The 15,199-nt window shown below is 52.0% G+C and carries 14 protein-coding genes and 1 riboswitch; all 14 genes read left to right on the top strand.

Features of this window, described 5'->3' with window-relative positions:
• Positions 1 to 203, top strand: a 203-nt coding sequence (rpsI, locus tag FCL42_RS14295; RefSeq protein WP_136864103.1) for a 30S ribosomal protein S9, incomplete at its 5' end; no start/stop codon positions are given.
• Positions 204 to 1,385: 1,182 nt separating this feature from the next.
• Positions 1,386 to 1,976 carry a ubiquinol-cytochrome c reductase iron-sulfur subunit gene (gene petA, locus FCL42_RS14290; RefSeq protein ID WP_136864102.1) on the top strand — a complete coding sequence of 197 codons (591 nt, stop codon included), beginning with the start codon at positions 1,386 to 1,388 and terminating at the stop codon, positions 1,974 to 1,976.
• Entirely contained in the window at positions 1,973 to 3,187 is a 1,215-nt protein-coding gene (locus FCL42_RS14285) for a cytochrome b (protein ID WP_136864101.1), read from the top strand. The genes petA and FCL42_RS14285 overlap by 4 nt, the downstream gene beginning before the upstream one ends.
• Positions 3,187 to 3,882, top strand: a complete 696-nt coding sequence (locus FCL42_RS14280; RefSeq protein ID WP_136864100.1) for a cytochrome c1 — start codon at positions 3,187 to 3,189, stop codon at positions 3,880 to 3,882. The genes FCL42_RS14285 and FCL42_RS14280 overlap by 1 nt, the downstream gene beginning before the upstream one ends.
• Before the next feature lie 94 nt (positions 3,883 to 3,976).
• Positions 3,977 to 4,606: a stringent starvation protein SspA gene (sspA, locus tag FCL42_RS14275; protein ID WP_136864099.1), complete on the top strand. Its 630-nt coding sequence runs from the start codon at positions 3,977 to 3,979 to the stop codon at positions 4,604 to 4,606.
• 1 nt (position 4,607) lies between these two features.
• Positions 4,608 to 5,075, top strand: a complete 468-nt coding sequence (gene sspB / locus FCL42_RS14270; protein ID WP_136864098.1) for a ClpXP protease specificity-enhancing factor — start codon at positions 4,608 to 4,610, stop codon at positions 5,073 to 5,075.
• A gap of 350 nt (positions 5,076 to 5,425) precedes the next feature.
• Positions 5,426 to 5,511, top strand: a riboswitch (cyclic di-GMP riboswitch).
• 50 nt (positions 5,512 to 5,561) lie between these two features.
• Entirely contained in the window at positions 5,562 to 7,532 is a 1,971-nt protein-coding gene (locus FCL42_RS14265; RefSeq protein WP_136864097.1) for a hypothetical protein, read from the top strand.
• Positions 7,533 to 7,778: 246 nt separating this feature from the next.
• Positions 7,779 to 8,237, top strand: a complete 459-nt coding sequence (gene mraZ / locus FCL42_RS14260; protein ID WP_136864096.1) for a division/cell wall cluster transcriptional repressor MraZ — start codon at positions 7,779 to 7,781, stop codon at positions 8,235 to 8,237.
• Positions 8,237 to 9,187: a 16S rRNA (cytosine(1402)-N(4))-methyltransferase RsmH gene (gene rsmH / locus FCL42_RS14255; protein WP_136864095.1), complete on the top strand. Its 951-nt coding sequence runs from the start codon at positions 8,237 to 8,239 to the stop codon at positions 9,185 to 9,187. The genes mraZ and rsmH overlap by 1 nt, the downstream gene beginning before the upstream one ends.
• On the top strand, positions 9,184 to 9,501 hold the full coding sequence (ftsL, locus tag FCL42_RS14250; protein WP_136864094.1) for a cell division protein FtsL: 318 nt from the start codon (positions 9,184 to 9,186) through the stop codon (positions 9,499 to 9,501). The genes rsmH and ftsL overlap by 4 nt, the downstream gene beginning before the upstream one ends.
• Positions 9,498 to 11,303 carry a peptidoglycan D,D-transpeptidase FtsI family protein gene (locus tag FCL42_RS14245; protein ID WP_136864093.1) on the top strand — a complete coding sequence of 602 codons (1,806 nt, stop codon included), beginning with the start codon at positions 9,498 to 9,500 and terminating at the stop codon, positions 11,301 to 11,303. Before ftsL ends, FCL42_RS14245 begins: the two co-directional genes overlap by 4 nt.
• Positions 11,290 to 12,759, top strand: a complete 1,470-nt coding sequence (gene murE, locus FCL42_RS14240; protein ID WP_136864092.1) for a UDP-N-acetylmuramoyl-L-alanyl-D-glutamate--2,6-diaminopimelate ligase — start codon at positions 11,290 to 11,292, stop codon at positions 12,757 to 12,759. Before FCL42_RS14245 ends, murE begins: the two co-directional genes overlap by 14 nt.
• Positions 12,752 to 14,116 carry a UDP-N-acetylmuramoyl-tripeptide--D-alanyl-D-alanine ligase gene (locus FCL42_RS14235; protein ID WP_136864091.1) on the top strand — a complete coding sequence of 455 codons (1,365 nt, stop codon included), beginning with the start codon at positions 12,752 to 12,754 and terminating at the stop codon, positions 14,114 to 14,116. The genes murE and FCL42_RS14235 overlap by 8 nt, the downstream gene beginning before the upstream one ends.
• Positions 14,117 to 15,199 carry a phospho-N-acetylmuramoyl-pentapeptide-transferase gene (mraY, locus tag FCL42_RS14230; protein ID WP_136864090.1) on the top strand — a complete coding sequence of 361 codons (1,083 nt, stop codon included), beginning with the start codon at positions 14,117 to 14,119 and terminating at the stop codon, positions 15,197 to 15,199.

The raw sequence follows: 15,199 nt of genomic DNA, 5'->3' as shown, positions 1-15,199 counted from the left end.
GTAGCGTTAGTCTGTGTGACACCCGCTACGCTGGTGCACACATATCCGGCCACGGCATCACTCGTGCTCTGATGGAGTACGATGAGACGGAGCAATCTGTTCTGCGTAAAGCTGGCTTCGTTACTCGTGACGCCCGTGAGGTTGAGCGTAAGAAAGTTGGTCTGCGTAAAGCACGTCGTCGTCCACAGTTCTCCAAGCGTTAATATTACGTTTCGAGTCCTACGGACCGAAAAATCGCTGCCCTGTGCAGCGGTTTTTTTGGTCTAAACAAAAGTGGTTAATTGTTTTGGTTCGTCGCAGATTCATGTGATAAGCCAAAATTAGGGCTAAGGTTATGCCTCCGGCGGGCAAGGGGTTTCACCCCTCTGCACTCCCCTTTGCCTCCGACGTGACGTATTCCCTCGCTCTCGCAAAGATACCAACCGTACCCATGATTTACTCATTCAGCTGGAACCAAACCGGTTTCAGGCAAGGCAGTCACTTGATGCTTCAGTGGTTCTGAAGTAAGAGTGACTAACGCAGTATGAAGCCGGTTTGGGCCAGCCCGAAGGGAAGCCACTAGAAGCACCGACTCGTCGTTGCGATTACTTCAAAGGGCGCACCATTCGTTCGCAATCACGCCTAGAGTCAGTGCTTCTACTGGCTTCTGAAGAGATTAACTCACGGGTGTGGTTGGTATTTATCGCTTCAACATCGGCCCGATGCGTCATCCCTGACTTAACGGAGCCTCTCGGACATCCTGTCCTTGGTTTCCCTATGTCGCAGCTACTCTCGGCGTCCCGAGTCGGCACGTAGGTGCTCGCCTCGAAGATTTATAGGAAGCAGGAATGTCAGCAAACACGGTTCAATCAATGCGAATTGATGGCCTTGACCCAACATGGTTATGGTGATCAGTTTCGGAGAGTTATATTTACTAAAGTTTACTCCCCGTCGATGTGCAAAGAACCATAGCTTTGAGCGTTACGGCGTAGCATTCGCTCTTGTTTCTTCTCTGAGCATTTAACCGCACAAAAAATGTGCATTTGAATCGAGGTGAAATTGTTTACCCCTCCAAACGCCGTATAGCACAACAATAGTGACTTCCTCTGTGAGATAATTGTGATCAGAAGCCAGTGATTTAAGCTGATTAATTGATGATTATTCAGTGTAGTACTCGAAGTTTCTCAGTAAGCCAGACAGATAAACCTAAATGTGAATAACTAACTCATTTGAGGTTGCAAATATTGGCTAACATCAACATTTACTGCTTTGAAAGTATGATCTGTATCTAATTTTTCTATATAATGGGCGCGCGACCGAGCTTTCTAGGTAACGAAACATCCGTTTTGGGAACGCACAGCTCGGAAACATTAAAAGAAAAGCATACCCCAATGGGAGAAAAGTGGATGAGCAATGCGCCTGTCGATAATGGACGTCGCAGATTCCTGACCGCTGCTACAGCTGTAGTGGGCAGTGTCGGCGCCGCTGCTGTTGCGGTTCCATTCATTAAGTCATGGAACCCGAGTGCAAAGGCAAAAGCTGCCGGCGCTCCAGTAGAAGTCAATATCAGCAAACTCGAACCTGGCCAACTGTTACGCGTTGAGTGGCGTGGCAAGCCGGTTTGGATTGTACGTCGTACCCAAGAGGTCTTAGATGGCCTTGCAAAACTAGATGGCCAGCTTCGCGATCCTGGATCCGAAGAGCCTCAGCAACCGGTATACGCCCAAAACAGCGTTCGCGCCATCAAAGATGAATACTTTGTGGCCGTGGGTCTGTGTACTCACCTAGGTTGTTCACCTACCTACCAGCCAGATTCCTTTGGTGAGCAGGTCGAAGGTGTTCCTTCTGGGTTCTTCTGCCCATGTCACGGTTCCAAATTCGACATGGCTGGACGCGTTTTCCAAGGGGTGCCAGCACCGCTGAACCTGGTGGTTCCTCCTCACTTCTATGTTGATGACAACACTATCCTGATTGGTGTTGAGAAGGGGACCGCATAATGAAAAAGATCATTAACTGGATCGACGAGCGGATCCCGATGACCGCGACCTACAATAAGCACGTAGGTCAGTATCCCGCTCCTAAGAACTTCAACTTCTGGTACTACTTCGGCTCTCTGGCCATGCTGGTTTTGGTAAACCAGCTGTTGACCGGTGTGTGGTTGACCATGAACTACGTACCAACCGCAGAGGGCGCTTTTGCCTCCGTTGAATACATCATGCGTGATGTGGAATACGGATGGTTGCTACGTTACATGCACTCTACTGGTGCATCGGCGTTCTTCGTTGTGGTTTATATGCACATGTTCCGTGGCATGATGTATGGCTCTTACCAGAAGCCTCGCGAACTGCTGTGGATCTTCGGTATGTTGATCTTCCTGATTCTGATGGCCGAAGCCTTCATGGGCTACCTGCTGCCTTGGGGTCAGATGTCTTACTGGGGTGCTCAGGTAATTATCTCCCTGTTTGGTGCCATTCCGGTGATTGGTGATGACCTAACCCTGTGGATCCGTGGTGACTACGTGGTGTCTGGCGCTACCCTGAACCGCTTCTTTGCATTGCACGTGATTGCGTTGCCTCTGGTACTGGTTGTACTGGTATTCCTGCACATCATCGCGCTGCACGAAGTGGGCTCTAACAACCCAGACGGCATCGAAGTGAAGAAGAACAAAGGTCCTGACGGCTGGCCTGTGGATGCCATTCCATTCCATCCGTACTACACCGTGAAAGACATCATGGGTGTGGCTGGCTTCCTGATTATCTTCTGTTACGTGCTGTTCTTTATGCCTGAAGGTGGTGGTTACTTCTTGGAGCGTCCGAACTTTGAGGCCGCTAACCCACTGAAGACCCCAGAGCACATCGCTCCGGTGTGGTACTTCACCCCATTCTACGCCATCTTGCGTGCGATTCCTGACAAGCTGTTGGGTGTTGTTGGCATGGGCGCGGCAATTGGTGTGCTGTTTGTACTGCCTTGGTTGGACCGTTGTAAGACTAAGTCCATCCGTTATCGCAGCATGATTCATAAGCTGAACCTGGCTCAGTTTGTGGTTTGCTTTATCGTTCTGGGTTATCTGGGTGCCGTAGCGGCTACCCCAACACTGACCCTGTTGGCTCGAATCTGTACCATTGGTTATTTTGGTTTCTTCGTGGCCCTGTTTATCTACAGTAAGAATGAAAACTGCAAACCGGTTCCAGAGAGGGTGACAGGCTAATGAAAAAGTTTATCTGTGTATTGATGGCTTGCCTGCCAGCCCTGACGTTTGCTGCTGGCGGCAACAATGAGCATGTAGTCAGTGCCAATATCGATTTGACCGATACCGACTCTCTAAAGCGCGGTGCCAAGGCCTTCATGCAGAACTGTAGCGGCTGTCATAGCCTGCAGTATCAGCGTTATGGCCGTATCGGTGACGATCTGGGCATGACTCCGGAAGAGGTGAGCGAGCTTATCATTGGCGATGCTAAGCCTGGTGAGTTGATTAAGTCGGCCATGAGCTTAGAAAATGGCGCGACTTGGTTTGGTGCTCCACCGCCGGATCTGACTCTGGAAGCCCGTTTGAAGAGCCCTGATTGGATCTACTCCTACTTGAAGTCATTCTATGTAGATGAGAGTCGTCCTTTCGGTGTCAACAACTTGGTATTCCCAGCGGTTGGTATGCCTCACGTCTTGGAAGGCCTGCAAGGTACCCCAGTTCGCCAGGAAGACGGCACTATTGTCGCTACTGGTGGCAGCTTAACCGCTGAAGAGTATGACCAGTACATTCGCGACATTACCGGTTTCTTGGCTTACACCGGTGAGCCAATCAAGCTGGAACGTGAGCGTATCGGTAAGTGGGCGATTGGATTCCTAGTGATCTTCTTCATTATTGCTTTCTTCCTGAAGAAAGAGTATTGGCGAGATGTACACTAATCGCCGATAAAAGGTTACAATCTACCTCTTGCGCATTTGGGGGCACTTAAGCCCCCAAATGTTTTATCGTTTCTGAAGAGTTTGGAGGATGTCGATGGCTGTTGCTGCCAATAAACGCTCTGTGATGGAGTTGTATTCCGGTGCTAGTGATCTTTATAGTCACCAAGTACGCATTGTTTTGGCGGAAAAAGGCGTCGGTGTTGAAGTGATCCAGGTTGATCCAAATCAGCTGCCTGAAGACCTGACTTCACAAAACCCCTACGGTAGCGTACCAACTTTGATCGACCGTGAGCTGGTGCTGTATAACTCACGCATCATCATGGAATACCTTGATGAGCGTTTCCCGCACCCACCTCTGATGCCTGTTTACCCAGTATCTCGTGGCCAGAGCCGTCTGATGATGTACCGCATCCAGAACGATTGGTACGCACTGGCTGAGCGCATCATGCGTGGTGATAAAGCTGAAGCGGCTCGTAAAGAGCTGACTGAAAGCATCTTGGGCCTGAGCCCAGTATTTGCTGAAACTCCGTACTTCATGAGCGAAGAGTTTACCTTGGTAGATTGCTACCTAGCGGCTCTGTTCTGGCGCTTGCCTCAGTTGGGCATCGACATCAGTGGTCGTGGTGCCAATGAAGTGAAGGGTTACATGACTCGCATCTTTGAACGCGAATCTTTTAAAGCATCCCTGACTGAAGCCGAACGCGAACTGCGCATCGGAGTTTAAGGTGGAGCTCCAGCTAAGTGCACAGCGCCCTTATCTACTGCGGGCTATGTTTGAGTGGTTGGTGGACAACGACTTGACGCCTCACTTGGCAGTGAATGCCGAGATGCCTGGGGTACGAGTGCCAATGCAGTTTGTTCAAGATGGACAGATTGTGTTGAACATTGCACCTCATGCGGTGGGCAACTTGGAACTGGGCAATGACCAGGTTCGGTTTAATGCCCGCTTCAGTGGCCAGCCCCACGCCATTATCGTTCCGTTGTACGCAGTGGAAGCGATCTATGCCCGTGAAAATGGAGCCGGCACCATGTTCGCTCCAGAGCCTGCGTATGAGTCTCTGGAAGAGAGCATCGAAGACGACATGGCAGAGCCTGAAGCGTCCTTAGCTGAGGTAGAAACCGGGGAAGAGCTTTTGCCTGAGCCGGAAGCGCCTAAACCTAAAGGGCGACCCACCTTAAGAGTCATTAAGTAACACCTTAATAACTCCCAAAAAACCCAAGCAATGCTTGGGTTTTTTTATGCGTCTTTTGTCGATTGTGATCGGTGTCACAATTTTGTCTTTGTGATTAATATTTGACCTTTTTATATCATTCGGAGTATCGGAACCTCTAAGCACCTGTATTGGCAGTAGTTCAAGTAGATTCTTAGTTTGGCTAATGTCATTAAATTGATGGGGTTATTGCCTAAAATTTCATCTGGTTCAGTTTGATACTAATTTCAATTCCGTTTTTTCACCCGTTTGAGGCGGCCGCCTCATGTCAGTAGTCTCTAGTTCCAAATTAAAGAGTCGGAGGCGATTTGACCTCCGGCAGTTTTATCGACAGCAGACAAAGGCAAAATCAGCGCGAGCTGGTGACGCAAAGCCACCGGCCTCAATCATTGGTGAATGAGGTAGCGGGGTTACCCTGTTGAACCGTTTAGGGTGATAACAGTTTGTCTGCCGAAATCGGAGCAATTCATGATTTATCGGCAAAGTATTCAATTGGGTACCTTTAAGAAAGTGATGGCACTGAGCCTAGTGTCATTGGCGTTAGCGGGATGTGGTGGTTCAGGCGGCTCTGATTCGTCAGATGATCCTGTGATTGACCCTGAGCCAACCCCAGAGCCCGACCCAACACCGGATCCAACTCCTGATCCGGATCCGACCCCTGACCCGGATCCTGAGCCAACGCCAGATCCAAACCCTGAACCTGATCCGGATCCAGACCCAACGCCCGAGCCAGATCCAGATCCGACTCCAGAGCCTGATCCAGAGCTGGCACCCTTGCTGAAAACCGCGGCCTACTTTGATGGCGTCTCCGCTTATGCCGATATTGCCGATTGGCGCGCCGACGGCGAGTTTAGGTTGGTTGCTTGGCTCGACGAGCTAACCAACGGTGAACCGACTATCTTGCTGGGCTCCAGCAGTGGCAACGCGTATTTGGCGGTGACCGCAAGCAGCGCAGTTGGCTATTGGAATGGTAAGCAGATTGAAGTTCAGGGACTGGATTTTGATGAGCGCCGCTTTGTGGAAATCACCATTGAAGATGGCAAGATGACCGCATCAGACGGTCTGTCTACCGAATCGGTTAGTGATGGCAGTATTGATGCCGATGGGGTGAGTTATCAGTACCTGTACCGAAATGGCGATGATTACTCCTCTGGTGGCTTACAGTCATTAGCATTGGTGGACGTCAGTGACGCCGAAAAGAGTCGAGCCATTCGCTTTGATGACAGTCAAGGGCTGATCGCTCAAGGGGCGGATGCGGATCAGAGCCACAGCGCCTATGGTGTGAGTTGGCAGGCGATCGACACCAATGTGATGACGCCGCAGCTTGAAGCCAACTCGCAGGAAGCTTGGGATGCCAAGTTTGAGAAGACCTACCCAACGGTGCGGCCGTTGTTGAATGAGACGGTGGGTAATGATGAGCGTAAGTTCGCTTGGCAGGGGCATTACTGGCTTCGAGCGTATGTGCGCATGGCCGAAACTTATGGCGATACTAAATACATCGATTACGCCGTTGAACTGGCGGATCACATGTTCAACTACACCGATGAAAAGCGAGTCGAGCGGGGCGAGCTCAACATCTTCAATCAGCCCTATGTCGAGCAGGCTCCAAAGTTGTATTTGAATACACCTGGGCTACCGGTTCCAGGATGGCGCCGCTCCTATAATGGTGGCTGGCGTAACGAAGCGTTGACCGATGGCATGATCCTAAACGGCATCATGCGGGTGGTGGATTACATTAAAGCCCACAATCTGACTCAGTATCAGGCTCAGGCTGACAGCTACATTGAACAGGCTCTGCGTATTGCTCGCACCCACGACAGTTCGTTCAGCACCACCAAAAATGGTGCGATCCAAGGTTCCTACTTCTATGTGAACTACAAGAATGAGGACTTTGGCGATGGCGGTTTGTTCTCAAACCCATTGCCTTATAACCACAACATGACTCTGGCCACGGCCATGATCTATTTGGATAAATGGGCGGATGCTGGAGATTTGAGAGCCAAAGCCGATCTGATTTTGGGTTTTTATACCGACAACATTAACTACCAAGCCGATGGAACTTGCAGTTGGGATTACCAATACAGCTCCAATGACACAGGCAAGATGGAGGACGTTAACCACGCTCATCTGGATGTAGGCTTTATGGTCACCGCCCACAACGAGGGACTTTTGGAAGACGTCGCTCCGATGAACTGCTTGGCGAAAACTCTGACAGAGAAGGTGTTTGTAGCGCCGTTTATGGTGAGCTATGGCGTTGATGGTACCGGTGTAAGTTCAACTTGGGATCAAGTGGCCATCGGTTACGACTGGATTGACCTACAAGCCTATGATTCGCGGGTCGCCACCATGGCGCAGCACGCATTGCGTCAGTTTGGCGGGCTTAGTTGGTATCGCCCCTATTCAGCCCAAGCCAATACTCTGTATTGGGCCAATCAGTAACCTGATCTCAAGGAATATCACACGCGGCATGCAAATGCCGCGTTTTTTTTCATTCCTATTCGCCGGTGATTTTTAATTAATACGCTGAAATATTTGGCAAAAAGCACGAATTTCAGGGCGTTTCAGCCCAATTCCTTAGCCTTGACAGTACTCGCTTTGTGTCCATAAACTTGTTAACTTGTGGGAAAAAGTGGTTATTTGTGGGATAAGCTTGTCCGTTTAGATTAAACAGGGAAGGAATCACTCGTGTTCAGAGGTGCCAGCAGCATCGCGCTTGATGCCAAAGGCCGGATCGCTATACCTAAGCGATACCGGCCATTGTTGTGCCCTGAAGACGATGCGCAGCTGGTGGTGACGGTCGATATTCAGTCCCAGTGCTTGCTGCTCTACCCCTTCCAAGAATGGCTTCAAGTAGAACGCAAATTAGCCACCCTATCGGACACTCAGCCTGCGGAGCGCGCCATCAAACGTTTGCTGCTTGGTTATGCCAGCGAAGTTGAAATGGACCGCATGGGCCGTGTCTTACTGCCGTCGCCGTTACGACAGTACGCTGCACTGGATAAGCAGCTGATGCTGGTGGGGCAGTTGAATAAATTCGAGATCTGGTCTGATGCCAACTGGCAACAACAGATTGCAGATTCTCACGCCGCAGTGGATGCGAACTCATTTACCGATAATCAACGCTTACAGGAGTTTGCCCTCTAATGGCCGAAACCTTTAGTCACGTGACCGTGCTGTTAAAAGAGGCCGTCGATGGCCTCAATATTAAGGCCGACGGCTTGTACGTGGATGGCACCTTTGGTCGTGGTGGCCATAGCAGAGAAATTCTTAGCCGACTGGGCCCTAATGGTCGCCTGTTCGGCATCGATCGTGACCCTCAAGCAGTTGAGGTTGCCAATAAGCTTAAAGCCGATGATCCTCGGTTCGACATTATTCATGGTCCATTTTCCGGGCTGGCTCAGTACCTAGAGGAGCGTGGCTTAACCGGTAAAGTGGATGGAGTTTTATTGGATCTTGGCGTGTCGTCACCTCAACTGGATGACGCCGAACGAGGCTTCAGTTTCTTGCGCGATGGCCCGTTGGACATGCGCATGGACAACACTCGCGGTGAAACCGCAGCGGAGTGGCTAGAGCGTGCTGACGTCAAAGACATCGCTTGGGTGATTCGTACCTTTGGCGAAGACAAATTCTCTGGCCCTATCGCCCGTGCCATTAAGGCACACCTGGCCGATGGTAAGCCGCTGACTCGCACTCGAGAGTTGGCCAAGGTAATCGAAGACATCACCCCAAAACACAAGTTAGAGAAGGGTAAGCACCCGGCTACTCGCACTTTCCAAGCCATCCGCATCTACATCAACAGTGAGTTGGAAGAGATCGAAAAGGCGTTGAAAGGCTCTTTGGTGGCATTAGCGCCTCAAGGACGTTTGTCGGTAATCAGCTTCCACTCTTTGGAAGATCGCATGGTGAAGCGCTTCATGCGCCGGCAAAGCCAGGGCGAACCACTGCCTCCAGGCTTGCCTCTTACCGAAGATCAGATCAATGAAACTCGGACCATGAAAACCGTGGGCAAAGCCTTGAAACCGTCTGACGGTGAGGTAGACCAGAACACCCGCTCTCGCAGCTCGGTGCTGCGTGTGGCTGAGCGATTAGGATGATCAAGTTATTTGACCCGGGATTAACCCGAGTCATCTGGCGAGATCTGGGTAAGCACGTTGCTGTGCTGTTGTTAGGCGCAGCGGTGCTAGGAAGTGCCCTGTGGGTGGTGGAAACCGCCTTTCAGGCACGGCTACTAACTAACGAGTTGAATGTGCAACTACAACATCGAGACGAGCTAGGCATCGAATGGCGCCATCTGTTGTTGGAAGAGCAGACACTGTCTGAGCACAGCCGCGTCAGTCGATTGGCTGAAAAACAGCTAAATATGGCGCGCCCAGCTCCTGGCCAAGAGGTGGTGGTGCGTTTGCCATGAGCCAAGTCCGTCGTCGTCGTACCATCCCAAAAACGGCTAAGCCTAAGAAGAAATCTGGGGCGAAGCAGAAGCTGCACCCAACTCTATTTCAAGGTCGTTTTCGCTTTGTGGTTTTTGGGCTGTGCTCGGTGTTTTTTGCCATCATCGCCAAAGCCGCTTGGATTCAAGTGATCGCACCGGATCGCCTGATCAACGAGGGCGACATGCGCTCATTGCGTACCGAAACTCGAGAGGTGCAGCGAGGTTTGATCACCGACCGTAACGGCGAAATGTTAGCGGTCAGTGTGCCCGTTGAAGCGATCTGGGCCGATCCCAAGGTCTTTGTTGATAAAAATGGCGATAAAGACGCACGTCGTTGGCAGGCTCTTGCGGAAATTCTTGACCAAGATGCTGACGCATTGGCAGCTCGCCTTAAAAAGAACCCTAAGCGCCGCTTTGTGTACCTTAAGCGTCAGGTCACTCCTGCCATGGCAGAGTATGTACGTAAGCTACGTATCCCTGGCATTGGCCTAAAACCAGAGTCGCGGCGTTATTATCCTGCCGGTGAAGTGATCGCCCAGTTGATTGGCATCACCAACATCGATGATAAGGGCCTTGAAGGGCTTGAGAGCCAGTATGACGACTGGCTGACTGGCTCGGCCAGTAAATTCAAAGTTCGTAAGTCCCGAGATGGCAAGGTGGTGGAGAATCTGGCCATCATTGAAGAGGGTGAAAACTCCAATGACTTACGCCTTAGCATCGACATGCGTTTGCAGTCGATGGCCTATGAAGAGCTAAAGATTGCCACCAAATTCCACATGGCGGCCTCCGGTTCCATCGTGATTCTCGATGTGGCAACTGGCGAAGTACTGGCCATGGTGAATACCCCCAGTTACAACCCTAACCAGCGCAGTAATCTGAAAAGTTACACCATGCGCAATCGCGCGGTGACTGATACCTTCGAGCCCGGCTCAACGGTGAAACCGCTGGTGGTTGCTACCGCTCTTACTGAAGGGGTTGCTAAACCCGATGAGGTTGTCGACACCAGCCCAGGTTGGCGCTATCTAGGTGGCAGCCGAGTGTCTGACTTTAAGAATTACGGCAAGTTGGATATCACTCATATTTTGCTTAAATCCAGCAACATGGGGACCTCTAATCTAGCACTGCGTATGGATGTCGATGTGCTGTTGGACAGTTATGCCCGCTTTGGCTTTGGGGATTTCAGTGGCGTAAACCTGCCCGGTGAGTCCACCGGGGTGTTGTCTCGTCGCAGCCGTTGGTCTGAACATGAACGGGCGACCCTCTCTTTTGGTTACGGCTTAACGGTAACACCACTGCAATTGGCGCAGGTCTACAGCGTATTGGCTAATGGCGGCCGCCGTCATCCGCTGTCCATCTTAAAGCTTCGCCCAGAGCAGTTGCCGCAGGGGGATCAGGTAGTACCTGAATGGGTGGCCAATGAGGTGATTCACATGCTTTCCGGCATCACCGGCCCCGATGGCACCGCTAAGAAAGCTTACATTGAGGGCTATACCGTGGCGGGCAAAACTGGCACCGCGCAGAAGGCGGTTGCTGGAGGTTATGGGGATGATTACGTCACCTCCTTTGCTGGGGTGGCACCGGCAGAAAATCCGCGACTGGCCATTGCTGTGGTCATTAACGACCCTAAGGGCGAGAGCTATTCAGGCGGCTCGGTTGCTGCGCCGGTATTTGCAAAAGTGATGGCCAACGCCCTTCAACTGCTGAACGTTGCACCAATGACCCAATCACAACAAGCGGCAGCTAAGACCGCGAAGCGAGGAGAGCGTAATGATCGATCTTGATCAACTCCTAGCGCCATGGTTGGCACTACAAACTCAAATGACTTGTCAGGGAATGACCCTAGATAGCCGTCAAGTTGGCAACGGTGACCTGTTTGTTGCCTTGCCGGGCCACGTGGTAGATGGCAGAGATTATATCGATGCGGCAGTGGCGAAAGGCGCCGTTGCCGTATTGCAAGAACACGCTCACGCGGGAGTACTAAGCCAAGATCCTGTGCTGACTATCGGGTTACCAAATTTGGCACATAAGCTGTCCCAGATTGCCATCACCGCCTATCCACAGGCATCCAAGCCGAAACTGGTGGCGGTGACTGGCACCAACGGCAAAACCACAGTGACCCAACTTATCGCTCAATTGCAGCAGCTCCTTGGGGGCGTTGCTGGAGTGATGGGAACCGTAGGCAATGGCTTATGGGGGCAATTGACCCCTTCAGCGAACACCACCTCGGATGCGATCACTGTCGCTAAGAGCATTGCCTCCCAGGTACAACAAGGAGCTGAGCTGGTGGCGATGGAGGTCTCCAGCCATGGATTGTGCCAACACCGGGTTGATGGCGTGCCTTTTGACATTGGCGTGTTTACTAATTTAAGCCGGGATCATTTGGACTATCACGGTGATATGGACAGCTATGCCGATGCCAAGCGTCGCCTGTTTGAGCTGTCTCAACTGACCGGCGCGGTGTTTAACCTCGATGACCGATATGGCGCAGAGTTTTTACGTCATTGGCCCAGCGATAAACCCTGTGTTGGTTATAGCCTCGATGGCGCCACCAGCTCAGGACAGGACCTACGTGTTGTTCAGGCTCGTTATCATGCTCACGGGGTTGAAGCTCATGTGGAATCCCACTGGGGCGACTTCACCCTGCAATCGCCACTCATTGGCGCCTTTAATCTTGCCAACCTGTTGGCGGCGCTGGGGGCGATGTTGTTAATGGGAGCGCCGCTGGCGGAGTTGGTCGCGGCGGCGACGCGGCTGCAACCAGCGCTGGGTCGTATGGAGGCGTTTAGCGCGCCGGGTAAAGCCACAGTGGTGGTGGATTATGCCCACACCCCAGATGCGCTGCGTCAGGCATTGAAGGCTACTCGAGCCCACTGCAGCGGCAAGTTATGGTGCGTATTTGGCTGTGGCGGCGATCGGGATCAAGGCAAGCGGCCATTGATGGCGCTGGAGGCCGATAAAGCGGCCGATTGCTTGGTGTTGACCGCCGATAACCCTCGGACTGAGTCCGTGGAGACCATCATTGCTCAAATGAAACAGGGACTGTTGGGCCATGCCAAGGTGTGGCAGCAAAGCGATCGCGCCGAAGCGGTGAAGCTGGCGCTAACACTGGCTGAGGCTAAAGACATCATTTTGGTGGCTGGTAAGGGCCATGAAGATTACCAGATCATTGGCAACACTCGGATTGATTACAACGAACGAGCCTGGGTGCAGCAGTTGATGGAGAGTGCTAATGATTAAGCTGACATTTTCTCAGTTGGCCACCATCGTTGATGGCCGTTTGGTCGGCAGCGATGCCAGCTTTGACTCGGTGTTTACCGACTCCAGAAAACCCCTTGCCTCAGGCCTGTTTATCGCCCTTAAGGGGGACAACTTTGATGGTCACCACTATGTGGATAGCCTCTCTGGTCAAGCCGCTGCTGCCCTAGTGAGCAGCGAGCAAGAGACAATGCTGCCCCAAGTGGTGGTCACCGATACTCGCGTCGCATTGGGCAAGTTGGGAGCTTGGCTTTGCGCCCAGGTGGCGCCTTATCGAATTGCCATTACCGGCTCGGTGGGAAAGACCTCGGTTAAAGAGATGACCGCATCGGTGTTTGCTCTGGCGGGCAATACGCTGGCGACGGCTGGGAACTTTAATAATGATCTTGGCGTGCCGCTGACTCTGCTGCGCCTTGAGCCCGAGCATGAGTACGGCGTATTTGAGCTGGGTGCCAATCACATTGGGGAAATTGACTACACCTCCAACCTAGTGAAGCCCAATGTGGCGATGATCAACAACATCCAAGCGGCTCACCTTGAAGGGTTTGGCTCTATTGAGGGCGTGCTTAACGCCAAGACAGAGATCTTCAATCATCTGGTTGATAGCGGCCATGCCGTCGTCAACTTAGATGATCACAAAGCCGGTGCCATTATTGAGCGATTGGCAAATCATCAGGTGATCACCTTCTCTAGCCGTCAGCGGGCGGATCTGATGGCGACAAACGTTCATCCCGTCTGCCACGGGTGTTACCAATTTAGCCTCAATCGAGGCTCTGAGTCAGTCGACGTGACCCTACCGGTTATCGGTCGCCACCAGGTGGATAATGCGCTTGCTGCCGCGGCTTTGGCCACTGCAGCAGGATTGAGTCTCGAGCTGATTGCCAAAGGTCTTGAGCGCATGCAGCCGGTAAAAGGACGCATGCGACCGATGACCTTGACGCCCAGTCTCACCATTTTAGATGACAGCTATAACGCCAGCATTGCTGCTACCGAAGCGGCCCTCGACACCTTGGCCGAATGTGAGGGTATTACCGCATTGGCATTTGGCGATATGGGGGAGCTTGGAGAGGATGCCGAGCAACTTCATCGTCAAGTTGGTGAATACGCCACAAAAAAGGGGATTGACCAAGTTTTTTGTGTAGGTACATTAAGCCGCTCGGTTGCAGAAGTGCACCCTAGTGCACGGCACTTTGACAGTCAGTCCGAACTACATCAAGCCATCATTGAGTGGCTACACGGGCAACAGCAGCCCGTCACGTTATTAGTAAAAGGTTCTCGTAGCGCCGCCATGGAACGGGTTATCGACGCGCTGGGCACCCATTTTGGAGAACAGAATTAGATGCTGGTTTATTTGGCCGAATACTTGGCTCAATTTTATAGCGGGTTTAACGTCTTTTCCTATTTGACCTTCCGCTCGATTTTAGGACTGCTTACCGCGCTGGGCTTCTGCTTATTGGCAGGCCCGTACCTGATCCGCTATCTGCAGACCATGCAGATTGGCCAGGTCGTACGTGACGATGGTCCGGAATCTCACTTCAGCAAACGTGGTACCCCAACCATGGGCGGTATCATGATTTTGGGCGGCATCTTTGTCAGCACCCTATTGTGGGGTGATCTGGGCAATCGTTATGTGTTGGTGTTGCTGTTTGTGCTTGGTGCTTTCGGCCTCATCGGTTTTGTAGACGACTATCGCAAGGTGATTCGCAAAGATCCTAAAGGGCTCATTGCGCGCTGGAAGTATTTTTGGCAATCGGCGGCAGCCTTGGTGGCCGCAGCGTACCTGTTTTGGAGTGCTCAAAGCCCAGCGGATACCACCTTGGTGGTGCCGTTCTTTAAGGACTTTATGCCGCAATTGGGTGCGGTGTTTATTTTGCTGGCCTATTTCACCATTGTTGGCAGCTCCAATGCGGTAAACCTCACTGACGGGCTGGATGGGTTGGCCATCGTTCCTACGGTGATGGTGGCGGCGGCCTTTGCGCTGGTGGCGTATTTGAGTGGCCACGTGGAATTTTCTCGCTACCTGCATATCCCATACCTACCGGGCGTGGGTGAGCTGGTGATCGTCTGTACCGCCATTGTCGGTGCTGGATTGGGCTTTTTATGGTTTAACACCTACCCAGCCCAAGTGTTCATGGGGGATGTCGGTTCACTGGCGCTAGGTGCTGGTCTTGGGGCCATCGCGGTACTGACACGTCAGGAAATTTTGCTGGTGATCATGGGCGGTATCTTTGTGGCTGAGACCCTGTCGGTGATTCTGCAGGTGGGCTCCTTTAAGTTGCGCCGTAAGCGGATCTTCCGCATGGCACCGATTCATCACCACTACGAATTGAAAGGTTGGCCAGAACCTCGCGTTATCGTGCGCTTCTGGATTATCTCTCTGTGCCTAGTTTTGCTGGGCCTTGCGACATTGAAGGTACGTTAA

The organism is Ferrimonas aestuarii (assembly GCF_005116665.1).
Lineage (GTDB): Bacteria > Pseudomonadota > Gammaproteobacteria > Enterobacterales > Shewanellaceae > Ferrimonas > Ferrimonas aestuarii.
This window is presented reverse-complemented; position numbering and strand designations above follow the sequence as displayed.

Coding starts and splice junctions, on each gene's coding strand:
- mraY (WP_136864090.1), top strand. CDS start 14,117: ATGCTGGTTTATTTGGCCGAATACTTGGCTCAATTTTATAGCGGGTTT.
- FCL42_RS14235 (WP_136864091.1), top strand. CDS start 12,752: ATGATTAAGCTGACATTTTCTCAGTTGGCCACCATCGTTGATGGCCGT.
- FCL42_RS14245 (WP_136864093.1), top strand. CDS start 9,498: ATGAGCCAAGTCCGTCGTCGTCGTACCATCCCAAAAACGGCTAAGCCT.
- FCL42_RS14265 (WP_136864097.1), top strand. CDS start 5,562: ATGATTTATCGGCAAAGTATTCAATTGGGTACCTTTAAGAAAGTGATG.
- murE (WP_136864092.1), top strand. CDS start 11,290: ATGATCGATCTTGATCAACTCCTAGCGCCATGGTTGGCACTACAAACT.
- FCL42_RS14280 (WP_136864100.1), top strand. CDS start 3,187: ATGAAAAAGTTTATCTGTGTATTGATGGCTTGCCTGCCAGCCCTGACG.
- petA (WP_136864102.1), top strand. CDS start 1,386: ATGAGCAATGCGCCTGTCGATAATGGACGTCGCAGATTCCTGACCGCT.
- rsmH (WP_136864095.1), top strand. CDS start 8,237: ATGGCCGAAACCTTTAGTCACGTGACCGTGCTGTTAAAAGAGGCCGTC.
- ftsL (WP_136864094.1), top strand. CDS start 9,184: ATGATCAAGTTATTTGACCCGGGATTAACCCGAGTCATCTGGCGAGAT.
- sspA (WP_136864099.1), top strand. CDS start 3,977: ATGGCTGTTGCTGCCAATAAACGCTCTGTGATGGAGTTGTATTCCGGT.